The 23,171-nt window shown below is 68.1% G+C and carries 18 protein-coding genes and 1 tRNA gene; 5 read left to right on the top strand and 14 right to left on the bottom strand.

Annotated features, from left to right (window positions below; all coding sequences use genetic code 11):
* Positions 1-83 precede the first annotated feature (83 nt).
* Positions 84-668 (top strand): hypothetical protein, encoded by a 585-nt coding sequence (locus D7252_RS11695; RefSeq protein ID WP_120775544.1) that lies wholly within the window; start codon positions 84-86, stop codon positions 666-668.
* 175 nt (positions 669-843) lie between these two features.
* On the opposite strand, the gene D7252_RS11690 is transcribed toward D7252_RS11695, so the two are convergent.
* The 6 genes from D7252_RS11690 to D7252_RS11665 form a co-directional block, all read right to left on the bottom strand.
* On the bottom strand, positions 844-2,298 hold the full coding sequence (locus tag D7252_RS11690) for an LCP family protein (protein ID WP_120775543.1): 1,455 nt from the start codon (positions 2,296-2,298) through the stop codon (positions 844-846).
* Positions 2,295-2,762, bottom strand: a complete 468-nt coding sequence (purE, locus tag D7252_RS11685; protein WP_120776940.1) for a 5-(carboxyamino)imidazole ribonucleotide mutase — start codon at positions 2,760-2,762, stop codon at positions 2,295-2,297. The genes D7252_RS11690 and purE overlap by 4 nt, the downstream gene beginning before the upstream one ends.
* A 122-nt stretch (positions 2,763-2,884) precedes the next feature.
* Positions 2,885-4,006: a 5-(carboxyamino)imidazole ribonucleotide synthase gene (locus tag D7252_RS11680; RefSeq protein ID WP_120775542.1), complete on the bottom strand. Its 1,122-nt coding sequence runs from the start codon at positions 4,004-4,006 to the stop codon at positions 2,885-2,887.
* A 67-nt stretch (positions 4,007-4,073) separates the two neighbouring features.
* Complete coding sequence (locus D7252_RS11675) at positions 4,074-4,589, bottom strand: PH domain-containing protein (RefSeq protein WP_120775541.1); 516 nt, start codon at positions 4,587-4,589, stop codon at positions 4,074-4,076.
* A 91-nt stretch (positions 4,590-4,680) separates the two neighbouring features.
* Positions 4,681-5,445 (bottom strand): biotin--[acetyl-CoA-carboxylase] ligase, encoded by a 765-nt coding sequence (locus D7252_RS11670; protein ID WP_120775540.1) that lies wholly within the window; start codon positions 5,443-5,445, stop codon positions 4,681-4,683.
* The gene (locus D7252_RS11665) at positions 5,442-6,725 is read right to left on the bottom strand and encodes a CDP-glycerol glycerophosphotransferase family protein (RefSeq protein WP_120775539.1); all 1,284 of its coding nucleotides are present in this window, start codon (positions 6,723-6,725) and stop codon (positions 5,442-5,444) included. The genes D7252_RS11670 and D7252_RS11665 overlap by 4 nt, the downstream gene beginning before the upstream one ends.
* Before the next feature lie 87 nt (positions 6,726-6,812).
* Here D7252_RS11665 and D7252_RS11660 point away from each other — a divergent pair, with 87 nt between their 5' ends.
* Entirely contained in the window at positions 6,813-7,910 is a 1,098-nt protein-coding gene (locus tag D7252_RS11660) for a glycosyltransferase family 2 protein (RefSeq protein WP_120775538.1), read from the top strand.
* A 14-nt stretch (positions 7,911-7,924) separates the two neighbouring features.
* Here D7252_RS11660 and D7252_RS11655 read toward each other — a convergent pair whose 3' ends face one another.
* The 3 genes from D7252_RS11655 to D7252_RS11645 are packed head-to-tail and all read right to left on the bottom strand — an operon-like array spanning position 7,925 to position 12,143.
* Entirely contained in the window at positions 7,925-9,361 is a 1,437-nt protein-coding gene (locus D7252_RS11655) for a CDP-glycerol glycerophosphotransferase family protein (protein ID WP_120775537.1), read from the bottom strand.
* Entirely contained in the window at positions 9,358-10,614 is a 1,257-nt protein-coding gene (locus tag D7252_RS11650) for a CDP-glycerol glycerophosphotransferase family protein (RefSeq protein ID WP_120775536.1), read from the bottom strand. Before D7252_RS11650 ends, D7252_RS11655 begins: the two co-directional genes overlap by 4 nt.
* A gap of 47 nt (positions 10,615-10,661) precedes the next feature.
* The gene (locus D7252_RS11645; protein WP_251050709.1) at positions 10,662-12,143 is read right to left on the bottom strand and encodes a S1C family serine protease; all 1,482 of its coding nucleotides are present in this window, start codon (positions 12,141-12,143) and stop codon (positions 10,662-10,664) included.
* 83 nt (positions 12,144-12,226) lie between these two features.
* Between D7252_RS11645 and D7252_RS11640 the strand changes: the two genes are divergently transcribed.
* A complete protein-coding gene (locus D7252_RS11640; protein WP_120775535.1) occupies positions 12,227-13,432 on the top strand; it encodes an aminotransferase class I/II-fold pyridoxal phosphate-dependent enzyme in 1,206 nt (401 codons plus the stop codon).
* Positions 13,433-13,446: 14 nt separating this feature from the next.
* Here D7252_RS11640 and D7252_RS11635 read toward each other — a convergent pair whose 3' ends face one another.
* Positions 13,447-14,256, bottom strand: coding sequence for a carbon-nitrogen hydrolase family protein (locus tag D7252_RS11635; protein WP_120776938.1), 810 nt, complete (start codon positions 14,254-14,256; stop codon positions 13,447-13,449).
* A gap of 79 nt (positions 14,257-14,335) precedes the next feature.
* Here D7252_RS11635 and D7252_RS11630 point away from each other — a divergent pair.
* Positions 14,336-14,409, top strand: a tRNA-Met gene (locus D7252_RS11630).
* A gap of 122 nt (positions 14,410-14,531) precedes the next feature.
* Here D7252_RS11630 and D7252_RS11625 read toward each other — a convergent pair.
* From D7252_RS11625 to D7252_RS11610, 4 genes are all read right to left on the bottom strand, one after another.
* Complete coding sequence (locus D7252_RS11625) at positions 14,532-16,022, bottom strand: cytosine permease (protein ID WP_215110943.1); 1,491 nt, start codon at positions 16,020-16,022, stop codon at positions 14,532-14,534.
* Between the two features lie 14 nt (positions 16,023-16,036).
* Complete coding sequence (locus tag D7252_RS11620; protein ID WP_120775534.1) at positions 16,037-16,861, bottom strand: nitrilase-related carbon-nitrogen hydrolase; 825 nt, start codon at positions 16,859-16,861, stop codon at positions 16,037-16,039.
* Positions 16,862-17,019: 158 nt separating this feature from the next.
* Positions 17,020-19,938 carry a UPF0182 family protein gene (locus tag D7252_RS11615; protein ID WP_120775533.1) on the bottom strand — a complete coding sequence of 973 codons (2,919 nt, stop codon included), beginning with the start codon at positions 19,936-19,938 and terminating at the stop codon, positions 17,020-17,022.
* Positions 19,939-20,011: 73 nt separating this feature from the next.
* Complete coding sequence (locus D7252_RS11610; RefSeq protein WP_120775532.1) at positions 20,012-21,103, bottom strand: PDZ domain-containing protein; 1,092 nt, start codon at positions 21,101-21,103, stop codon at positions 20,012-20,014.
* 116 nt (positions 21,104-21,219) lie between these two features.
* Here D7252_RS11610 and D7252_RS11605 point away from each other — a divergent pair, with 116 nt between their 5' ends.
* Positions 21,220-22,650, top strand: coding sequence for a zinc-dependent metalloprotease (locus D7252_RS11605; RefSeq protein WP_251050708.1), 1,431 nt, complete (start codon positions 21,220-21,222; stop codon positions 22,648-22,650).
* The last annotated feature ends 521 nt before the right edge of the window (positions 22,651-23,171 follow it).

The following is a 23,171-nucleotide window of genomic DNA, read 5'->3' as shown; positions in this document are numbered from 1 at the left end:
TGCCGTGGGGGCAAGATGAGCTCACGCAGTCGAACGCAGGGGTGTGTTCGGGTGCGATTCCGCATGAAATTCTGGGGAGAATCATGCTGAAAAAACTTGCTGCCATCAGCCTTGCTGTCGGCGCACTGGTGCTCATCGCACCGACCGCCGCAACTGCCGCGCCGCCCGTTCACGGGGCCGCTTCCGGCTCCTACGCGGACACGCCGGGCCCGAAGGTCGGCGATCCGATCATCGACGTCTGCGGAGTCTCGACCATCGTCTTCGGCGAGGGCTACTTCCTGCCGTCAGAAGACGTGAATGTCTCGGTGTCCGGCTTGAACGCCTCCGGTGCCGAGGTGTCCGGCAACACCGCCGGCGCCGACGGAAGCCTGACGGTATCCTTCCGTCCGCCGTCCGACGGCCAGGGCTCCTACGGCATCGCCTTCGGAGGTTCGCGCTCGTACAATGCGACCATCACCGTGTCACAGGGCGACGAGTCGGCCTCGAGCTGCAGTCAGGACCCGACGGCAGCGCCTGCGGGCACCGAGCTGCCGCTCACCGGCCAGGGCATCGAGTTGGCTCTCACGGGTGGCGACGTGTCGCCGTGGATCGTCGGCGGCGGAGCGCTCGCGCTCGTCGGCGGGGGCGCGCTGGTCGCAGCTGGGGCTGCGCGACGCAAGCGGGCCTAGATCCGGCTACCGCCTCCGGCGGTGGTCGACTGGACGACGGTGATCCCTCCCCCTCCGATCACCGTCGTCTGGTGCACCCGGTGTCCGCACCGGAAGCCCACGGTCGTCCTTCACTCTCTCGAGCGACGGCCGTGGGCTGCGGCATGCCCGTGGGCTGTGTAACGCCCCGCTTCGATCACTGCTCGGGAGCGGGGGTCTCCGTCGGCGGGTGCAGCGCCTGCTGGATCATCTCGTGGACGACGGCGTAATCCGGCTGGTGCTCGTCGACGCCATTGGCCGGGGTCAGTTCGATCGTGGTCACCGGCTGCTTCTTCGCGTCGAGCATCAGATCGAAGAACTCGGGGAGTTTGTCCTGCGGCAGGTCGGTGTCGATCAGCGCCGTCCCGGCAGCGGCGACCTCATTGAACCGGGTGAGGACCGTCTGCGGAGTGAACTGGGCGAGGATCGCCTCCTGCAGCTCGCGCTGGCGCTCCATGCGGTCCCAATCACTCGTGGTGTACCGCGAACGTGCGTACCACTGGGCCGTGTCGCCGTCCATGTGCTGCTGGCCTGGCTCGATCCAGCCGATGGCCCATTCGTTCACGTCTGTCCCGGTCCACCCGTCGGGCGGACCGCCTTTCGGCAGACGCTCGGTCACATTGATGTCCACGCCCCCGAGTGCATCGACGACCTCGGCGAAACCGTGCATGTCGACGAAGACGTAGTACGGGATCTCAATTCCCAGCACGCCCTCGGCCGCGTCCTTGGTCGCTTCGATCCCTGGCGACGATCCGTGCGAGGCGGCATCCGGATAAAGCTCAGCTCCGCCATCCTCGCGGCAGACCTCTGCGGCGTTGCGCACGTGATTCATCCAGCCGTTCCACCCGCATGTCGACGAACTCTGACCCTCGAAGCCGTTCGGGTATAGCGCCTGCATCGGGCTGCCCTCGCTGAACGGCGCGTGGGGAAGCTCGCGCGGGATGCCCGTGATCGTCACAGCGCCGGTATCGGCGTTGACCGAGACCACCGAGATGCTGTCATAACGGAGCGAATCGCGACCGTCGCCGCTGTCGGCGCCCAGGAGAAGGATGTTGTAATAGCCCTCACTCGGCTCGACACTCGGCCCACTCAGACCGAAGATGGAACTGATCGTGTTGCGGGCCGATCCGACGGCGGTGGCGGCGTAACCGGCCGCCCCGCCCACGAGGCCGAGGAGCACGAGGGCCACGACCGGGATCGCGAGCCGCGAAGCACGCGGCACCTTCACCAGCCGCACCAGACGCAGGGCGTCGAAGGTCAGCACGATCCAGAGCACGACGTAGGCGACCAGGAGGATCTGGACGAGCGTCAGCACAACCGCGGAGAACCATCCCCCACCGATCGTCAGCCACAACAGCACAGGCCGAGCGAACAGGGCGAGCCCGGCGGCCACGATCGCCAGGAACCAGGCCAGCAGGGTGGCGCCCAGGCCGAAGCGGCCGAGTCGACGGTTTCCGGCGAGGATCTGCGCAGAACCCGGCACGAGAAGATTGAGTACGACGAGCCACCAACCGCGTTTCGCCATCAGGCCGGGGTCCGCCGCATCCGGGTGCCGCAACGGCCGCGTCTCGATCAGGGGGCGACCGGTCGCGCGCGGCGGCGCAAGGGTCACAGCGAACCCTTCAGCCGTTCGTTCTTCTGCTCGACCTGAGATTCGAGGTCGCGCGCGAACGCTTCCACCTTGTCTGCGAGGTCGGCATCAGCAGCGCCGAGAATGCGTGCCGCCAGCAGGCCCGCGTTGCGCGCCCCGCCAATCGACACGGTCGCGACGGGGATGCCGGCAGGCATCTGCACGATCGACAGCAGAGAGTCCATCCCGTCCAGGTAGGCCAGAGGAACGGGCACACCGATCACGGGAAGTGCGGTCATCGACGCGACCATACCCGGCAGATGCGCTGCTCCCCCGGCGCCGGCGATGATCACGCGGAGTCCACGAGCACGAGCCTCGCGCGCGTACGACATCAGCTTGTCCGGCGTGCGGTGGGCGGAGACGACTTCCACCTCGTGTGCGATGCCGAAGTCCGCGAGCGCCTGAGAAGCGTCGCTCATGACGCGCCAGTCGGAGTCGGATCCCATGATGACGCCCACCAGAGGCGCGGCGGAAGAGTGCAGTGGCTCAGTCACCTGATCAGGCTACGGTCTGCCGCTGGGAGAAGTCCCCAACGGCACGCCAATCTGCCCCTGAGCGGCCCATCGACTCAGTCGAAATGGGCTGCTGCGGCCCGCGCCACGTACACGGCATCGTCGAGGTCATCGCCCACGACGTTCACATGACCGACCTTGCGGCCGGGACGCGGAGCCTTTCCGTATGTGTGGATCTTCGCTGTGGGGTGCTCTGCCATCGCGGCGTCGAACCGAGCCTCGAGCGTTCCCTGGGCGGGACCTCCGAGCACGTTCACCATCACCGCCCACGCGGCGCGCGGAGCCGCGCTGCCGAGCGGCAGATCGGCGACCGCACGCAGATGCTGCTCGAACTGACCGGTCACCGCGCCGTCCTGGCTCCAGTGCCCACTGTTGTGAGGACGCATGGCGAGCTCGTTGACGAGGATGCGGTCGTCGGTCTCGAACAGTTCGACGGCCAGCATTCCGGTCACATCGAGGCCCTCGGCGATCGTGCGTCCGATCTCTTCGGCCACCTGAGCAAGGCGCTCGTGCGCGGCGGGCGCCGGGGCGATGACCTCTGCGCACACGCCGTCGCGCTGCACGGTCTCCACCACCGGATAGGCGACGATCTCACCGCTGGGCCGACGTGCCACCTGCTGCGCCAGTTCTCGCACGAAGGGCACGAGTTCTTCGACCAGGAGCGCGTCGCCCGCGGGAAGATCATCGAGCCAATCCTGTGCGTCGGCACTGGAGCGGACCACGCGCACGCCCTTGCCGTCGTAGCCGCCTCGTGGCGTCTTGACGACTCCGGCCCCACCGTGCTCGTCCAGGAACAGCTGCAGATCCGCCGCGTCGCGGACGGGTGCCCAATCGGGCTGGGGGATGCCGAGCTCGGCGAGCCGGGAGCGCATCACGAGCTTGTCCTGCGCGAACTGCAGGGCGTCCGGCCCGGGGCGCACCGCGATGCCGTCGGCCACCAGCGCCCGAAGGACGTCCTGGGGCACATGCTCATGATCGAATGTGACCACGTCGACGTCTTTCGCGAAGGCTCGGACGGTGTCGAGATCGCGATAGTCGCCGACCGCTGTCGCTGCCAGCTGCGCGGACATGCCCTCGGCCTCGGCGAGCACCCGCAGATCGAGCCCGAGCTCCACCGCCGGGGCGATCATCATCCTGGCCAGCTGTCCTCCGCCGATAACTCCCACACGCAGCGCCATCTGCCGCCTCCATTCGTCCGTGCCCATTCTTCCGCACCGGAGACGCTGTCGATCACGCTCGAGCGGATCAGGCGTGACCGAAGCTGTCGGTGCCTTGCGCGTCGCGGTGCGCGAGTATCTGTCCGACCTCGATCTGGTCGGCGAGTGTTTCGTGCACCAGCGTCACGTTGGGAACCTCGCTCAGCCGAAGAGGCGCATCGACGCCGTTCGAAAGAGTGATCGTGCCGGAACCCCACAGCCGTTGCAGCGGTCCGCGACGTACGGCGATCGTGTAGCCCCGTGCATGTGACATCTCCTGCCGCCGACGCGCGCCGATCCCGTGCCGCGCGATGACTCGCCGGGTCGTGATCGTGGTGCTGCGCGAGTACCAGACCGTGAAAGGCACGACGACCAGGACCAGCACGACCAGACTCGCCGCAACGAGCAGCATCCAGTTCTCCAGCCCTTCGGGCAGGTTGCCGTAGAAGTAGGCGGTGGCACCGAAGGTGGCGATGAGGACGAGCGCCGACCAGAACAGTCGGCGAGCATGACTGCGGAAGCGTGCGATCAGCAGCTCCTCCGACGGCGCGCCGGGCGCAGGCATCAAGGGCCGACCACCGAGCGTCACGGGCTGAGTCACCCCACCATTGTGCCTGTGATCTGCGACAAAGCGCTCTGCGCGGCGGCGTGTCAGATCACGCGGGGCGCACGTGCACGACGTCGCCGGCGGAGATCGCTCGCTCGCCGGAGCCGGTGGACACCCGAAGCCGCCCCTCGGGATCAAGCGCCGATGCCACCCCCTCGATCGTGTCCCCGCTTGGCATCGTCACACGCACCGTGCGCCCGAGCGTCGCGCACCGGGCGGTGACGACCGCGTGCACCCCGCTCGTCATCGCTTCTTCCGCCGCCGCCAGCGATGAGATGTAGCGCTCGAGTCCGCGAAGGTAGTCGGCCAGCAAGCGGTCCTCGTCGGCCTTGGCGCCCATCGTCGCGAACGAGGTGGCGGTGGGCACGGGGAGCTGGCGGGCCGTCATGTCCGTGTTCACGCCGGCACCCACGATGACGGCATCCGTCGTCGCCTCCGCGAGGACGCCGCAGATCTTGAGGCCATCGACGAGGACGTCATTCGGCCATTTCACGGCGACGTCGTGGCCGGGAAGCTGCGCTTCGACGGCCTCCGCCATGGCGACGCCGGCCACCAGTGGAATCCAACCGCGCGCGGCGGTCTCTGTCGGAACCCGACGCAGCAGGACGGAGATGGCGAGCGCCGCGCCGTCAGGAGCCTCCCAGGTGCGGTCGAGACGCCCGCGGCCTGCCGTCTGATGCCTGGTGAGGAGGGTCGACAGATGCGGCCAGCCTTCGGGATCGTCGGCGTGGTCGCGGAGGTCCGCATTCGTCGATCCGGTTCGCGGCACCACATCCAGACGTGCGGCCGCCGCGGCTCCGAGCGGGAAGCTCACGCTTCTTCCTCGTCGGCTTCTTCGTCGTCGTCGTCCTGGTCCTCGCGAATCGCCCCGACCTCATGCGCCTGCCACTGGTCCCACTCGTTCATCAGCCGTTCGATCGCGGCGTGGAACTTCGCGGTGGCGACGCCCGGAGTCGTGTCGCCGAAGTAGTGCTGCACCCACATCCGCAAGCGTGCGACGGCGACATCGTCGGCGCGGACACGGTCGATCTCCCCGGCGATGCGGGGCGCGGCATCCACCGTCAGCCATTCGCAGTCCGCGAGATAGCCCGTGGTGTCGATGGAGGCCTCCGGATCAACCGGACGGGTGATCATCAGGGGCTTACCGGCGGCAAGCCGGTCATAGACCATGGCTGAGATGTCGACGATCGCGACATCCGCCGCCGAGAGCTGCCAACCCAGTTCCGCTCCGTCGTCGTAGATGTGCTGCGCCGTGGCATCCGCCGCATTCGCCGCGCCGATCGCAGCGACGATACGCCGATGCGCTGCGCCGTACACCTCGTCGACGACGCCGCTTCGCGGATGCGGACGATAGATCACGCGATGTGAACCTGTCGCGAGCAGCTGAGCGACGAGCGTCTCGCCGTGGCTGGCGATCGAACCGTAATGCGCGCTGGGGCGGTCTCCCTCCCACGTGGGCGCGTAGAGCACGACGGTGCGCTCGTCGGGGGTGTACGGCAGCGTGCCGGAGTAGTGATCCGCCTGGGGGCGGCCGATGTCGAGGGTCCGCCGGTCGATGTCGTAGTCCCAGAGCGTGCGGGACAGCCGATCCCGCGCGGCCTGACCGGCCACGAAGGCGTAGTCGTAGGCCTTGTACTGGTTGGTCGTCATGTACATCTTGTCGGACTCGCCATGATTGATGAACACGTGCCAGCGGCGTCCGTACCGGAACATCTGGAAGTTGCGGGTGTTCTGATTGACGTACAGAACGACCCGGATGTCCTGCTGAGCGATGAACCGCTCGAGGTCGCGCACCTTGGGGACGAACGCGACCGGAGGAGCATCCTCGTCGAGCAGCTGCTCCGCTCCGGTGGCCGAGCGGGAGAGCACCACGACAGGCCAGCGCTGGGAGAGCTCGGCGAGCGGCCGATACCACTGACGCATCTGGTACATGTTGACGGCACCGTCGGCGAAGTACACCGCGATCCGGAAATGGTCCAGCGGATACGGCTCGCGACCGGCGAGCCGACGACGCACCCGCTGCACGGCGCTGCGCGAGGCCATCGCCCGTCTCAGGAGACGGTACGCCTTCTTCGCGTCAGACAGTGCACCCATCCCTCCAGGATACTGAGTCGCGCGGCACCGCCGCGGCGGGTGCGGCGTCGGCTGACCTGCCGCGCGCCGCGCATCAGGGAACGCCCGATGTCGCCATGCCATGATCGTCATGTGCCCGCCAACGAATCCGTCCCGCCCCTCCCCGGGGTCTCATTCGTGATGCCGGTCCTGAACGAGCGCGCCTACCTCGAGCATGCGGTGGCGTCCGTGCTCGCCCAGGAACTCGATGCTCCGGCGGAGCTCGTTCTCGCCCTCGGCCCGTCGACGGATGGCACCACGGAGCTCGCCGAACGGCTGGCTGCCGCCGACGACCGGATCCGCCTGGTGCAGAATCCCGCGGCGCACATCCCCGTCGGTTTGAACGCCGCGATCCGGGCGAGCCGCTACAGCACCATCGTGCGAGTGGATGCACACTCCGAACTCTCCCCCGGGTACGCCGCCCGTGCTCTGGAGACGCTCGATCGCACGCACTCCGCCAACGTGGGCGGCGTCATGCACGCCGAAGGACGCACGCCCTTCCAGAAAGCGGTCGCCCGGTTGTACAACTCCCCCGTCGGGCTCGGCGGCGGCGCCTACCACGGGCGCACGCACGAGGGCGAGGCCGAGTCGGCGTACCTGGGCGTGATGCGCCGCGAGGTGCTCGACGACATCGGTCTTTTCGACGAGTCGATCCGCCGCGGCGAGGACTGGGAGCTGAACCTCCGCATCCGTCAGGCCGGGCATCGCGTATGGTTCGACCCTGATTTGTCCGTCACCTATTGGCCGCGAGAGAGCTGGATCCGCCTCGCTCGTCAGTTCCGCGCCACCGGGGCATGGCGCGGTGAGCTGGTGCGCAGGTTCGGCCGGCGCAACGGCATCCGCTACTTCGCCCCACCGGCTCTCGTGCTCCTGGTGGCCCTCGGCCTCGTCGTCGGCGTCCTGCAGCTGACCGGCGTGCTCACCGGCGTCGCCGCGGTGGTCGCCGGGCTCGTGACCTTCGTCCCGCTCGGTCTCTACGTGATCCTGGTGCTCGGCGTCGCGTTCGCGCCCGGCGGCGGCGCGCTCGGTCAGCGCCTCTGGACGCTGGTGGTATTGCCGACGATGCACCTCGCCTGGGGTGTCGGGTTCCTCGGCGGAGTCCTGCGCGGCGCGCGCGACACCGTCGACGCCTCGCGCCTCGGCACCCGCAACACGCCACTGCCCTGAGCAGACGCTCCTGATCAGGGGGTGACGAATCCCAGGTCGAGGATGCGGTCGACCACGCGCTCGGCCGCGTGGCCGTCGTCGAGCCGGTTGAACTGAGCTCGCCACGCGGCGTAACGAGTCGCGTACCGCGCTTCGTGTCCGTCATCCGCCAGCGCCGCGGCGAGCTCTTCCTGCGTCTGCACCAGTGGGCCCGGTGCACGCTCCGCGAGGTCGAAATAGAATCCGCGCAGCTCTCCCCGGTAGTGATCGAGGTCGGGAACGAGGAAGTACATGGGCTTTCCCGTGACACTGAAATCGAACATGACCGACGAGTAATCGGTGATCAGCGCGTCCGCGGCGAGGAGCAGCTGGGTGGTCTCCGGGTACCCGGTCACGTCGATGACCCTGGCTCCGGCGCGGTCACGACCCTGCTCGAGGGTGCGCGAGTGTCCGCGCACGAGCACCACGGCATCCGCCTGGCGTGCCAAGGACTCGGGGTCGATGAAGTCCACCATCTCGGTGCGGTCGTCGCGCCAGGTCGGGGCGTAGAGCAGGACGCGCTCCTCTCGGCCGATGCCGAGCGCGCCCCGGATCGCCGCCGGGTCTCCCGTCGCCAACGCATCGTTGCGCGGATACCCGTCGACCCAGATGGGCCGCCCGAAGAAGGCGTACGCCTTGCGGAGAATGCGTTCCGCATAGATGTTCTGCACAAGCAGGAGATCCCACCGTCGCGATTCCTTCACCACGGCGGCCATCCTGCGCGGATCGAAGCCGGGACGATGCAGCGCGAGCCGCTTGAGCGGGGTGCCGTGCCAGGTCTGCAGCACCTTCTGACCTGGCTTGCGCACGAATCGGCGGCGGAGCCAGTCGTTCACCACGAGCAGTCGGGCCGCGCCGCGTGCGTGCCACCACTCCGGGCTGCCCTCGACGACGGCGATCGCGCCTTCGGGTACGGCGACGGACAGATCGACGACGCTCCAGTATCTGCGCACCTGGGGCGCCCGCGCGGCGAGTTCGCGGTCGATGGCCCGCGGATTGCAGCCGACGCTGCGTCCGTAGAAGCTCTCGAAGAACACGGCGTTCTCGGTGCCCCCGGACTGGTTCGCGTAGCGTCCCTCGAGGGTCGCCTGCCCCTCGAAGGACTCGTACACCGGGGCGATCGGCGCGTTGATGTGTACCGTGTCGCCATCGACGGCGATACGAAGGCCGGAAAGGACGGTGGGCGCGACGAGAAGTGCGCTGAGGTCCACGTCATCGATGCGCAGCTGGTACTCGCCCGTCGGCAGCGGCAGCTCGGCACCGCCCCAGCGCGATGCCTGCAGCGGAAGCTTCGCCTCCCAGTTCTCGCCGTCGACGCCGATGGGCGCCTCGACACGCGCCCGGGGTCCGACCAGCTCGGCCACCGCCGGTCGGCGCCCTGTCCCTGCGATGATCAGCGCCTCCGCCTGCTCATCGATGCGGGCCGTCGTCATAGTGCTCCCTTCGGTGCGGGTATGCCCCGCGCGCGGATCGCCTGGTAGACCCGACGGGTGTTGTGCCCGTCACGGTATGCATGCATCCCCGCGCTGAGCGTAGCGGAGCGGGCAGACCTCGCTTCGTACGCGCGGGGGTCGGACAGCAGACGCTGCAGTTGTGCGAGCAGATCGTCCCATCCTTCGGCCGCATCGCCGTCACCTGCGACGTCTTCGAACCGGCCGTAGAAACCACGGGTCTGCGCGTACTCGGCCGCATCGGGAGCGAGGAAGAGCACGGGCGTCTGCAACAGGCCCACGTCGTAGGCCAGGGACGAGTAGTCGGTGACGAGCACGTCGACCGCGGCGAGTACCGGAGTCACGTCGGGGACGACGGACGCCCCCAGCATCCGCACTCGCCTGCTCTGCAGCGGCGGCGCATAGCTGCCTTCCCCGAGCGGATGAGAGCGGACCAGAAGCACGGCATCGTTCTGCTCGAGCACCGCGATGATCTCGACCCACTCGGTGGCGGTCGGGACAGCAGGGTCTGCCGCCCCATCTCGCCACGTGGGCGCGTAGAGGACGGTGCGCGCGCCCGGGGGGATATCGCCGACGGCGTCACGAAGGCGGGCCTGCGCCGCTGCCTGACGCGCATCCAGCGGTCCGGCCGAGAGAACATCGACGCGAGGCTCTCCGGTGACGACCACCCGCTCATCACCGAGCCCGAACGCGGATTCCAGACGCCCTCTGGATCGGTGCGACGCTGCCGGAAGCACGCTGATCCGCCGCGCGGAGCTGCGGTAGAGCCATTCGACCAGGCGGCGCAGCACGGGCGCTCCCGGGACGGAGGGCACCTGCGTCGTGGCGGGCGAATCGAGTCCGATGCGCTTGAGGGGGATGCCGTGCCAGAGCTGAACGATGAACGCGCCGCCGTTGGCGTATCGGTTCACGTCACCCAGACCATGCGTCACGACCAGGACCCCCGCTGTGGCTGTGGCCAGCCAGCCTCGGAGGCCGCTCTTGCGAGTGGTCCGGATGCCGAGAGCGGCGGCATCCGCATCCTCTCGGTCGGAGGACGTGAGCCAGAGAGTGTCGTGCCCCGCGGCCGTCGCGTACCGGTGCAGCGCCAGGGCGCCGTCGCCGATCCCGGCGCCGCACCCGAACACCCAGCGCTGTCCACGCGGGACGAGGAGGGTGCCGATGCGTCCTGCGGCGTAGAGCGGGATCCGGACCAGCTTGGCCGCGTTGCCGGTGCCGAAAGAGAAGGACGCCACCCCGCGAGCCTATCGCGGGGTGGCGTCCTTCTCTGCGACGTCGAGGATCAGCCGGCGAGATCGCCGAGCGTCACATCCACCTCGTACTCCTTGCCGCCACGGACGTAGGTCATCGTGGCGTCGCTGCCACCGGCCGCGGCACGCACCTGAGCGGTGAGGTCGCTGGCGCTGGTGATGGGAACACCGTTGAACACCGTCACGACGTCTTCCGCCTCGAGCCCGGCCTCCGCGGCCGCGCCCCCGCCGGTGACCTCGGCGATGTACGCACCGGCGACGTCTGAGCCCTCCACGCTGGCGGCATCGCGGACCGAGGCCCCGAGCAGACCGTGGGTGGCGGTTCCGTCGGCGATGATCTCCTCGGAGACGCGCTGGGCGATGTTCGAGGGGATCGCGAAGCCGATGCCGATCGACCCGGATTCCTCCGAGCTGCCGGCGCTGGCGATCGCCACATTGATGCCGATCAGCTCGCCCTTGCTGTTGACGAGGGCGCCGCCGGAGTTGCCGTGGTTGATCGCAGCATCCGTCTGGATGACCGCGATCGAGATCGACTCCGAGGTCTGCTGCGCGGTGTTGCCCGGGAGGTCGAACTGGAACGGACCCTCGCCCTGTCCTTCTTCCGGGGTCTGCTGCTCTTCGGGTGCGTCTTCGGACGACGACTCGGGAAGAGCCGCGGACGCGATCTGGATGCTGCGGTTCAGGGCGCTCACGATGCCGGTCGTGACCGAGTTCGCCAGGCCGAGAGGAGCACCGAGAGCGACGGCCGTATCGCCGACGTTGAGCTTGGACGAGTTCGCGAACTCGATCGGGGTGAGGCCTTCCGCATCGGTCAGCTTGATGACGGCCAGGTCGTAGATGGGGTCCGTGCCGACGATCGTGGCGTCGAAGATGCGGCCGTCCGAGGTGGTCACGCGGATCGCGGGGTCGGCGGCCGCGCCCCCCAGGGTGACCACATGAGTGTTGGTGACCACATAGCCGTCGTCGCTGATGATGACGCCGGAACCGCTGCCGGCTTCCTCCGAACCCGCGACCTCGATCGTGACGACCGACGGCAGGGCCTCGGTCGCGACGGCGGTGGTCTCGTTGACCGATCCGGGGTTGTTCACGGTGACCGTCTGCGGCCCTCCCGCGATCCCCGAGGAAGGCTGTTCCTGAAGGCCGGTCAGCAGCGCCCCGCCGCCGAACCCGGCAACGCCGCCCACGAGTGCTGCAGCGACGATGACCGCGGCGATCTTCGAGCCACCCTTCGATCGCGCATCCTTGGTCGTGGTGGCGTCGGCCGGTCCACCCGCGGAGCCGAATCGCACGGAGTCGTCGAGCGGCTGCGTCGGCTGGGTGTGCGGCGCAGCGCTGGGAACGCCGAATGCCGATCCCGACGCGGGCTGCCCGACCGGGGGAACGGGCGGCCGCGACGTGAACACCGACGGCACCTCGTGTCCCTGTCTGGGCGCTGTCGGCGCATTCTCGGGACCCGCGTTCGCCGCCGGTCGGTAGTCGTGGTTGTCGTCCTGGTTCATGGTGTGCTCCTCCATCGTCGCTCCTCCAGAGTGACGCCTGTGTCTGTGCGTTCTCTATGGCGAAGATGAGTTTCCGCTATGGCCTTAGCCTGTTCTTCATGAGTGACATTCCCGGCGCATGGAGACGCACAGCAGCAGGTGCCGGCCTCCTCGCCTCGGACGGAACCGTCGCGCCCACCATCTTCGCAGAGATGTCTGCCGCGGCGGCCCGTACGGGCGCGATCAATCTCGGTCAGGGCTTCCCGGATGAGGACGGCCCCGACGTCGTGCGAGAAGCCGCGCGCGAAGCCATCGCACGCGGAGCCAATCAATACCCTCCCGGGCGAGGCATCCCAGACCTTCGGATGGCCGTCAGCGAGCACCAGCGCCGGTTCTACGGCCTCGACGTCGACCCGGACACCGAGATCATCGTCACCGCCGGCGCGACCGAGGCGCTGACAGCGACCCTGCTTGCGCTCATCGAGGGGCCGGACGACGAGGTCGTCGTCTTCGAGCCGTACTACGACTCCTACGCCGCCGCGGTCGCCCTCGCGGGGGCCCGGCTGCGTACCGTGCCCTTGCGTGCACCGGACTTCCAGCCCGATCTCGATCTCCTCGCCGCCGCCGTGTCTGATCGCACCCGGATCATCCTCGTGAACGATCCGCACAACCCCACCGGCACCGTCTTCGATCGCGACGTACTCGCCGAAGTCGTCCGGTTGGCCGCGCGGCACGGCGCCGTCATCCTGACTGACGAGGTCTACGAGCACCTGGCGTTCCGCACGCCCCATGTGCCGATCGCCACACTCCCCGGTGCCGCGGAGCGCACCCTCACGGTCTCGTCTGCGGGCAAGACGTTCTCCGTCACCGGCTGGAAGATCGGCTGGCTGCACGGACCGGCTGACCTCGTCTCGGCAGTGTTGACGGTCAAGCAGTACCTGACCTATGTGAACGGTGCACCCTTCCAGCCGGCGGTCGCCGTGGGCCTCCGCCTCCAGGACGACTTCTTCACGGATGCCGCGGCAGCACTCGCCCGCAAGCACGAGATCCTGGGCCAGGGGCTGAGTGCTGCCGGGTTCGCCGTGCACACGCCGCAGGGAGGCTACTTCACCGTCGCCGACGCGACGGCTCTGGGCGGGGCGGATGCGGCGGCCTTCTGCCGCGCGCTTCCCGAGCGTGCGGGCGTCGTGGCGATCCCGCTGACAGCGTTCGCGTCGGCGGCGCGGCGGCACGAATACGCCGGCCTGGTGCGCTTCGCCGCGTGCAAGCGCGTCGAAGTGCTGGAAGACGCAGCCGCGCGCCTCACGGCTGCGTTCGGCGCCTGATCCGCCGGCCCGCCCTATCGCGGGGTCACGGTGTAGCGCCGCACGCGCAACGACGGGTTCACGTCGCGTACGCGCTCGATCGACGCGTGTTCGACCGCTGCGACCGCGATTCCCTCGACCGCACCGACTCCCGCGAGCACGACGCCCTCGGGATCGACGATCTGCGAGTGCCCTACCCCGATGGGGCCGGGATGATCGGCGGCGATCACATAGGCGGTGTTCTCGATCGCTCTGGCAGCCAGCAGCGTGGTCCAGTGATGCTCTTTCAGGGGCCCCCGCACCCACTCGGCGGGAACGACGAGCACATCCGTGTCGGCGTCGATGAGCACTCGAGCGACTTCAGGGAAACGCAGGTCGTAGCAGGTCATCAGCCCGAAGCGCAGTCCTGCCACGTCGAACGTCGACGCCATGCCAGGATCACCGGGCTCGATCCAGTCCGACTCGGTCTGTCCGAACGCGTCGTACAGGTGCTGCTTCCGGTAGACCGCCAGGATGCCGTCGCCCCGCACGGCCACGACCGTGTTCCGTACGTGATCACCATCGGTCGCCCGCTCGACGAGCCCGGCGACGATGACGACGGCGTAGTCGGCAGCCAGAGCCGTCAGCGCGGCGACGAACTCCCCTTCGAGGTCTTCCGCATTCGACGCGAGACTCGAGTCCATCGGGTTGACGAAGTAGCTCGAATACTCGGGGAAGACGATGACCTTCGCGCCCCGCGCAGCCGCATCCGCAGTCAATTCGGCGATCCGATCGCGGTTGTCGGACCGGGACGCGGTGGGGGCGAACTGGCACACCGCGACGGGGACTGCTGCGCTGTCTGACATGCCCTCATCTTCTCGCATCCGCCGACCCCGCGCCTCGATTCGCGAGCTCTCGAGATCCGTGATAAGTTACTTCTTGTGCCGCGGGGTGGAGCAGTTCGGTAGCTCGCCGGGCTCATAACCCGGAGGTCGCAGGTTCAAATCCTGTCCCCGCAACAAATGGAAAAGGCTCGATCCGCAAGGATCGGGCCTTTTCTGCGTATCAGACGCTGCGCTCACGCGGTGGTGGGGCCCGAACCTCGTCGGATTCAGACCCCACTGGCCGGCATCGACCGACCTCAGCTCGGGCTGAAGCTCACGGAGCGCACTCCCGCGGCATCCGCTTCTCGGCGCGCCAGCCGACGTTCAGCGTCGAGATCGAGCCCGCGCGCCAGCAGCACGTATGCGACCCCCGATGCCGCCAGCCCGACGAACAGAGCGACGTCCACTCCACCGATGGCCGCCGCGATCGGCCCCACGAACCAGGTCGTCACGACGAACGGGATCATAGCGAGGATTCCGATGGCGTACGCGGCGAGGCCGCGCCAGCCCCACGCACCGTAGATCCCGTGCGGGCGGAACATCTCCGCGATGGCGTAGCGGCCGCGGCGCACCAGGTAGTAGTCGACGAGGTTGACCGAGGTCCACGGGACGAGGACGTAGAGCAGCACCACGAGGAAGCTGCCGAAGGAATCGAGGAACTCCCCCGTGGAGAGAGCTGCGCCGAGCAGACCCCCCAGGCCGATGATGGTGCATGCGACGATGCGGGTCAGCCGCGTGGGACGCACGGAGCGGAACGAATCGGCGACCGTGATGAGCTCGATGCTCGCCGCGTAGATGTTGATCGTGATGACGGTGATGAGCGCGGGAAGCGCCGACCACAGCAGAGCCACCCCGAGGCCTGGCATGATCGCATCGGCAGCTGCGGCGAGGGCCGCCACAGGGTCGGCATCCGCGAACAGGGAGGCGACGAAGGCGCCGAGGATCATCAGCCACCCGGCGCCGACGATGACGCCCGTCGCGGTGTAGAACAGCGCCTTGCGCGGACTCGTCTGGGGCGGAAGGTACCGCGAGTAGTCCGACACGTAAGGCGCCCAGCCAAGGGCATAGGCCGCAGCGGCAGCGAATTGCACCAGGAGCGCAGGCCAGTTCACGTTCTCGAACGACCAGTCAGCAGGGGCGAGCGGCAGAACGACCATCGCCACGATGGTGAAGACGCCGAAGGTCGCCAGGAACAGCCACGTCAGCCACTTCTGCACCCGATGGATCCAGTAATAGCCGACGATGGCCAGAGTGAGGGCGAGGCCTGTGATCAGGATGTACCACCAGGCACCGGCGTCGATGCCGGTCGTCGCAGTGAGCACCTGACCGGCGAGCAGCTGGTTGAAGATGTTGAACCCCACGATGCTCGCAACGACCACGAGACAGACGATCGCCACGCCTCGGTACCCGAACTGTGCGCGCGACTGGATCATCTGCGGCAAGCCCAGCTGCGGGCCCTGCGCGGAATGGAACGCTGTGAAGACCGTGCCCACGCCCACGCCGAGAACGATCGCCAGCACCGAGACGAGGAAGTTGGCGCCCATCGCGACGCCCACCATCCCGGTCGCGAGGGTGGTGATGTTCGCGTTCGACATGAACCAGATGGAAAACAGGCTCGAGGGCTTGCCGGTTCGCTCGGTCAGCGGCACCCAATCGATCGACTTGATCTCGATTCCCGCCGTGGCCGGTACGGAGACCTCGGTCTGTACGACACCGGGCATCGGCGCATCGCCGCGTGAGTTGTTCATGGATTCCGTTCGGGTCAGGATGCGGGGCCGAGATAGAGGTCGGGTCTCCGGTCGGCGAAGAGATCGTTGTGGGGTCCCAGACCTTTATGGCCGGGTTCGATGACGACGGTCGCTGCGGCGATACCGTCGTGTGCTTCGGCCACGACCCATCCCTCTCCGTCGATGACAGCCGTACCGCCGGTCCACTCGACGCCGCGCTCGACCCCTGATCGGTCGGCGATCACGGTGGGCAGACGCGAGGACCGAGCAGCCGCCATGGCCTGAATGGTCTCCGGCGCACGCTCCCCCGCCGGTCGCGGAACGATCGGCCAGTTGACCGGCAGCGCCAGGATGTCGGCACCGGCGAGGCCGAGGGCGCGCGGGACCTCCGGGAACTCGTTGTCGTAGCAGATCGCGACGGCGAGTCGCCCGACCTCCGTGGCAACGACGAGGCCCGCCTTCTCGCCCGGATCGAACACGAGCTTCTCCGCACCCCAGAGATGCGACTTGCGATATGTCGCGATGACTCCGTCGCGCGAGAGGACCATCGCGGTGTTGAAGAGAGCGTCGCCGTCGCGTTCGGCGAATCCGAAGACGGCGACGGAGCGGTGTCCCAGGCCCCGACCCAGCTCTCTCAGCCTCTCGTCGTCACGACTCATCGCGAGCGGCAGCGCCTCAGCGCGGTCCGTGAAGACATACCCGCTCGTCGCCAATTCGGGTGCGACGATCAATCGGGCGACGTCGTCCCCCGTGCGCGCGAAGGCCTCGGACAGGCGCTCGAGGTTGCCGGCGACATCACCGAAGACGATGTCGGGACTGACCGCCACAGCGTCGAGCACGCGGGATCGGGAAGACGCCATAACGTCACAGTAGGCTCCCCTCCTCCCGTCACCAACCCCAGGAATGCGATGGTGATCACAGGGTTTCCCAGTACCGGGTGGACTGGCCGCAGACGGATGAGCCCGGACGCATGAATGGGCGCCCCCACCGGGGGCGCCCATTCATGCTGTGCGAGGACCTACTCCCCCGCGGCGGACTCCAGCTCGAGCAGCTGCTCGACCGCGGCCGTCAGGCGCTTGTCGGCTTCGCCGAACGCCTCCAGGTCACCGGCCTTGAGAGCGGCTTCCCGGTCGAGCAGCGCCTGCTGGGCGGCGGCCAGCGCTGCCGCCTCGGCATTCGTGGGTTCTGTCGGCTCGGTCGGCACCTCACCGGTGTCGGGGTCGGGCTCGGCGGGTGCCTCCGGGTCGCTCGGCTCGACCGTCTCGTCACCACCGGTCGCACCGGAGTCGCCACCGAAGAGCGTGTCGAGTGCTTCTGTGAGGGTGTTCTCGAAGGCGACGCGATCACCGAAGGCGACGAGCACCTTCTGCAGACGCGGCAGCTGCGTACCCTCAGACGACTGCACGTACACCGGCTGCACGTAGAGCAGACCGCCACCCACGGGCAGCGTCAGCAGGTTTCCGTAGATCACCTCGGACTCACCCTGTTGCAGAAGGTTGAGCTGCGGCACGACGGCGGTGTCCGAGTTGTAGGTGTTCTGCACCTGACCCGGACCGGGGACCGTGGTGTCGGTGTCGATCTCCAGCATGCGCAGTTGACCGTAGCCATCCGATTTCACTCCGGCTTCGGAACCGGCATCCGAATCGACCGCGAGATAGCCCATCAGGACGTCTCGGCTGCCTCCTGCGCCCTGCGATACCGGGATGAAGGTCGAGAACATCGAGAACCGCGGGGTCTCCTGACCGGGCATCTGCATCGTCAGGTAGTACGGCGGCTGCAGCTGCGACTCGCTGCGCGGGTCGTTCGGCGTCTGCCAGCGGTTGTCCTGCTGAGCGAAGGAGCCCGCCGTGTCGACGTGGTAGATGCCGAGCACATCGCGCTGCACCTTGAAGAGGTCGGTCGGGTAGCGCACGTGGCTCATCAGCTCGCCGGACATCTCGCTGATCGGCTTCACCGTCGACGGGTAGACCTTCTGCCAGGTCTCGAGGATCGGATCCTCGTCGTCCCACGCGTACAGGGTGACCGAACCGTCGTAGGCGTCGACGGTGGCCTTCACCGAGTTCCGGATGTAGTTGATGTCGTCGATCGCGAGCGTCGGCGACGGCACGTTCGAGTCGGCGATCGCGTCCGACAGGCTCACGCTCGTCGAATACGGATACGTCGCGCTCGTGGTGTAGCCGTCGACGATCCACACGATGCGGCCGTCGACCACGCTGGGGTACGGGTCGCTGTCGAGCTCGAGGTACGGTGCGACCTTCTGCACGCGCGTCAACGGGTCGCGGTCGTAGAGGATCTGAGACTCCTCGTTCACGAGGTTGGAGAAGAGGATCTGCTCCGACTGGAACTTCAGCGCATAAAGGAGCTTCGTGAAGGTGTTGCCGACCTTCGGGCCGCCATCGCCGGAGAACGTCGTCTTCGTCTCGCTGGAGCCGTCCTTGCCGCGCGGGTAGTCGATCTCGGCCGGCTCGGAACCCTCCGGCGCGCCGACGATCGAGTACTCGGGCGAGTACTCGCCGAAGTACACGCGCGGCTCGAAGTTCTCCCGATCGGTGAGGAATCCCGACGAGGGGATGCCGCGTTCGAGGAAGACCGGCTCGCCGTCGCTCGTGCGCTGGTTGCCCGCCGACGCGACGAGTCCGTAGCCGTGGGTGTAGACCGCCACGCGGTTGTTCCAGTTGTCGCCGTCGCCGAGCCCCGACATGTCGAGGTCTCGCACGGACACGACCGTGTCCTGCATCTCGCCGTCGATCTCGTAGCGGTCGACGTCCATCGTGGTCTGGAACTGGTAGTACCCGCGGTACTGCTCGAGCTGGCGCACGGTGGGCGGGATCACCTGCGGGTCCATGATGCGGACCGATGCCGTGGTCGCGGCGTCCTCCCGCAGCTGGCCGGCGGCGGCATCCGTCTCCGCTTCGAAAGCGGTGGTCTCGAGGTTCGCGACGCCGTAGGCCTCTTTCGTCCCGTCGATGTTCCGCTGGTAGTACTCGGCCTGATAAGCGTTCTGGTTCGGCTTCACCTGGAAGGTGGTGACCACCCAGGGGTACCCGACGCCCACGACGAGCGAGGCCACGATCAGGAGGGCGGTCGCCGCGAGCGGGAAACGCCAGCGTCCGATGACCGCGGTGACGAAGAAGAGGATCGCCACGACGGCGGCGATGATGGCGAGGATCGCAAGACCCGGGATCGTCGCGTTCACGCCCGTGTAGGCGGCACCCGTGATGCGGTCGTCGGGGGCGACGAGAGTCTTGTAGCGGTCGAGCCACAGGCTTGCCGCCTGCACGAGCAGGTAGAGGCCGGCGAGGACGGCGAGCTGAATGCGTGCCGGCTTCGAGATGCGCAGCTCGCCCTGGCCGAGACGCACCGAGCCGTAGAGGTACGACACCAGGGCGGTCACCAGCAGCGAGAGCAGCAGGACGGCTGAGACGAACGCGAGCAGAACCGAGTAGAACGGCATCGCGAACATGTAGAAGCCGGTGTCGATGCCGAACTGCGGGTCGACAGCGCTCGTGGCGACACCGTTGAGCCAGAGCCAGACGGTCTCCCACTGTCCCGCGGCGGCGAAGCCGGCGAACAGGCCGAAGAAGATCGGCATCCCCCACATGGCCAGACGGCGCAGTGGCTCGATGACCTCCTGATACCGGTCCAGCTGCGAGCTGAGGCGCACGTACACCGGGCGCAGTCGATACGCCAGCTGGATGACGACGAACAGCGGCACAGCCATTCCGAGGAAGCCCACCACGAACATCACCGCCGAGGCGATCCACTGGGTGGTGAGGACACCGGTGAAGCCCACTTGGTCGAACCAGAGGAACTCGGTGTACAGGGAGGCGAACACGAAGAACGTCGCGATCAACGCGGCGATGATCACCAGGGAGATGCCGAGAATGCGTCGGGAGGTTCGAGGCGTGGCCGGGTTCGGAGCAGATGTCGAGGTCACCCTCCCATCCTAGGCGGGCCTCACTGTGCGGGGGCTGTCATCCCGGTCACGACGCGGTCACGCCGGGGCCGCACTAGGAGGACGGGACCTCGCACGCGGGCAGCGCCTCGACGTCCCCGCCGTCGGCGATGACCTCGAGCGCGTCCAGCGACTCCTCGAGCGTCGCCGTGCGGATCACCTGGAGGCCGTCCGGCACATGGCCGACGACCTCGTCGCAGTTCGCCGCCGGAGCGAGGAAGTACTCGGCGTCGGCGTCGCGCGCGCCGTAGAGCTTCTGGCGGATGCCGCCGATCGGCCCGACTGTCCCCGCGGCATCGATCGTCCCGGTGCCGGCGATGTTCTCGCCGCCGTTGAGCTCGCCCTCGGTGAGCGTGTCGACGATGCCGAGCGCGAACATCATTCCGGCGCTCGGACCGCCGACGTTGTCGAGCTGGATGGTCACATCGACCTCGAAGTCGTAGTCCGTGCGCAACGTGATGCCGATCAACCAGGTCGTGACGCCGTCTTCGGTGTGCTTCTCCGGTGCGACCTCGACGGTCTGCTCCTCCCCGTCACGCAGCACGGTGAGTGCGACCGGGTCTCTTTCGGCATCCTGGATCGCCTCGCGCAGCTGGGTCGCCGAGGTGACGGTCGTTCCGTCGATCGCCGTGATCACGTCGTCAGCCTCGAGAAGCCCGTCGGACGGCGTCCCCTCGACGGCCTCCACCACGACGACCTCCGCCCCCGTGTCGTAGCCGAGCTCGTTCAGCGCTGCCGCGGTCGCCTCGTGCTGGGAGTCGACCATCAGCATGGCGTTCCGTTCGTCGCGCTGCTCCGTCGTGACACCCTCCGGGAACACCGAGTCCAACGGGACCACGGCGCGCGAGGAGTCCGTCCACGCCAGTGCCAGCTCCAGCCAGCTCGGCGTGCGCTCGCGGTTGCCGACGACCTGCACGGTGGTGAGATCGAGCGCACCCGCCGTCTCGTAGGTCCGGGTGCCCTCGACGCTGATCAGCGGCACCTCCTCGCCGTCCTTGCCCGTGGCGGTGCCGAGGGTGTCGTAGACCGGCCCAGGACGCTGGATCACATACGGCGTGGGAAGGAAGGTCAGCACGACGAGGGCGACGAGCGCGACGATCAGCGCCCAGACACCCAGTCCGGGCTTTCCAGACCGCGTTCGATCCACAGCATCCTCCGTCGTTCGCGAGCGGCGTACAGCGATCTGCTCGCTGGGGGGACGCGCGCAGAAACCTGTGACTAGCGTAGATGCCACGGCTTTAGGCGTGCTGAGAGGGCGACGACATGGCAGACAACGACCCGACACCCGAGGACTTCCAGGAGTTCCTGAGACGGATGCTCTCCAATCAGGGCGGTGGCGACATCGACCCGGAGGCGCTCCGAGGTGCCCTCGAGGGCATGGACGGCCTCCAGTTCGACCCGGCGATGATGCAGACGATCATGTCGCAGCTGCAGGGCGCGTTCGGCGGCGATCCTTGGGACAACGCCACCCGTCAGGCCCTGCACATCGCCAATCGCGACGGTCAGGGAATCACCGACGGCTCGCGGAGCTCGTTCGTCGATTCCTTCGCACTGGCGGGGCTTTGGCTCGGGGAGGTCACCACGATCTCCGAGCTCTCGGAGCCCCCGACCGCGATGACCCGCGGCGAATGGGTCGAGAAGACGCTGCCGGTGTGGAAGGAGATCGCCGACCCGGTGTCCACCAGCATCGCCGACGCGCTGACCTCCGCACTCGACACCCAGGTCCCCGAAGAAATGCGCAGCGTCGTCCAGGGCGCAGGCAAGCTGATGCGCGGCCTCGGCGGTTCGGTGTTCGCCGCGCAGTTCGGACAGGTCCTGGGGAACCTCTCACTCGAGGTCGTCTCCGGCGGCGACGTCGGAATCCCGGTGCTGCCCGCAGGCACGGCCGCCGTCATCCCGCAGAATCTCACGGCCTTCGGAGAAGGGCTGGAGATCCCCGAGGATCAGATCGCGCTGTATCTCGCCACCCGCGAGCTCGCCTACGCACGCCTCTATCGGCACGCGAAGTGGCTCCACCTGCACGTGATGGCGCAGATCACGGACTTCGCCCGCGGCGTGACCGTCGACGTGGAGGCTCTGGAGGATGTCGCCAGTCGCCTGGATCCGTCCGACCCCGAGGAGCTCAGGGCCGCCATCGAGGGCGGGGCGCTTCTGCCCACGCAGACAGAGGCACAGCGAGAGGCGTTGACGCGGCTCGAGAATCTGATCGCCACCATCGACGGCTGGGTGGACGTCGTCACCGCGCAAGCGACATCCCGACTCCCCGACGGCGCTCGCATCGCCGAGGCGGCCCGGCGTCGTCGAGCCGTCGGCGGCCCGGCCGAGGATGCCCTCGGCGCGCTGGTCGGCCTGAAGCTGCGTCCGCGGCGGATGCGCGAGGCATCGGCGATGTGGCAGGCCGTGACCGATGCCGTGGGCATCGGTGCCCGCGACGCCCTGTGGGACTACCCGGACCTGATGCCGACCGCCGAGGACATCGACGATCCCCGCGCTCTCGTCGCGCGTCTGCAGGCCGCGGAACGCGGTGAGGAGCCGATCGCCGACGAGTTCGACGAGGCGCTCGCCCGCCTGCTGGACGGAGATGACTTCTCAGCGGAGAAGCCCTCGACGAGCGATGGTGACGACGACGGCGGCTCTGCACCGGGAGGCCCTGAGCCGGAAGATCCCGCGCCTGAGGGAGACCGGCCGGTCTGACCGTCGCACACCGCTCCTCCCCCGGCCCGCGGACGACGATAGTTGTCCACAGATAGTCGTTTCGGACCCCACCGCGTCACCTGATTCCCCAGAATCGGGGGATGCCGCTCACTCCGCCGACACGCACGCGCCTCGACCCGAGCGTCCCGCTGCTCTGGCGCGATGAGCGCACGCTGCAGTTCGGTCTGGAGAGTGCGCTGCACGTCGCGGCCGACGAAGCCTGGGTGGAACTCCTCCTCAGTCGCATGTGCGCGGGATTCCGCCGCGGCTCATTCGATGTGATCGCGCATGGGGTGGGGGCACCGCGGGAGGACGCGCGACGGCTGCTCGCTCGCGTCGAACACCTTCTGATCGACGCTCACCCCCGCCACCGCCCGGCGTGGATCGAGAACATCGGGATCACCGACGGTCGCAGCGAATACCGAATCCGCGAGGCCCTCACGGATGAGGGGGTCCCGCTCGTCGACCCCGCCACCCCGCACGGCGTGGCGGTGGTCCTGGTGCAGGGCGCGGCCGCCGCT

The sequence above is a fragment of the Microbacterium sp. CGR2 genome (genome assembly GCF_003626735.1).
In the GTDB taxonomy this organism is placed as follows: Bacteria; Actinomycetota; Actinomycetes; order Actinomycetales; family Microbacteriaceae; genus Microbacterium.
The sequence above is the reverse complement of the archived record's forward strand: the minus strand, read 5'-3'. Positions and strand labels throughout refer to the sequence as shown.

Coding starts and splice junctions, on each gene's coding strand:
- D7252_RS11640 (WP_120775535.1), top strand. CDS start 12,227: ATGAGTGACATTCCCGGCGCATGGAGACGCACAGCAGCAGGTGCCGGC.
- D7252_RS11665 (WP_120775539.1), bottom strand. CDS start 6,725: ATGGGTGCACTGTCTGACGCGAAGAAGGCGTACCGTCTCCTGAGACGG.
- D7252_RS11680 (WP_120775542.1), bottom strand. CDS start 4,006: ATGGCGCTGCGTGTGGGAGTTATCGGCGGAGGACAGCTGGCCAGGATG.
- D7252_RS11655 (WP_120775537.1), bottom strand. CDS start 9,361: ATGACGACGGCCCGCATCGATGAGCAGGCGGAGGCGCTGATCATCGCA.
- D7252_RS11645 (WP_251050709.1), bottom strand. CDS start 12,143: ATGGAGGAGCACACCATGAACCAGGACGACAACCACGACTACCGACCG.
- D7252_RS11675 (WP_120775541.1), bottom strand. CDS start 4,589: ATGCCTGCGCCCGGCGCGCCGTCGGAGGAGCTGCTGATCGCACGCTTC.
- purE (WP_120776940.1), bottom strand. CDS start 2,762: ATGGGATCCGACTCCGACTGGCGCGTCATGAGCGACGCTTCTCAGGCG.
- D7252_RS11605 (WP_251050708.1), top strand. CDS start 21,220: ATGGCAGACAACGACCCGACACCCGAGGACTTCCAGGAGTTCCTGAGA.
- D7252_RS11660 (WP_120775538.1), top strand. CDS start 6,813: ATGTCGCCATGCCATGATCGTCATGTGCCCGCCAACGAATCCGTCCCG.
- D7252_RS11695 (WP_120775544.1), top strand. CDS start 84: ATGCTGAAAAAACTTGCTGCCATCAGCCTTGCTGTCGGCGCACTGGTG.
- D7252_RS11635 (WP_120776938.1), bottom strand. CDS start 14,256: ATGTCAGACAGCGCAGCAGTCCCCGTCGCGGTGTGCCAGTTCGCCCCC.
- D7252_RS11620 (WP_120775534.1), bottom strand. CDS start 16,861: ATGGCGTCTTCCCGATCCCGCGTGCTCGACGCTGTGGCGGTCAGTCCC.
- D7252_RS11625 (WP_215110943.1), bottom strand. CDS start 16,022: ATGAACAACTCACGCGGCGATGCGCCGATGCCCGGTGTCGTACAGACC.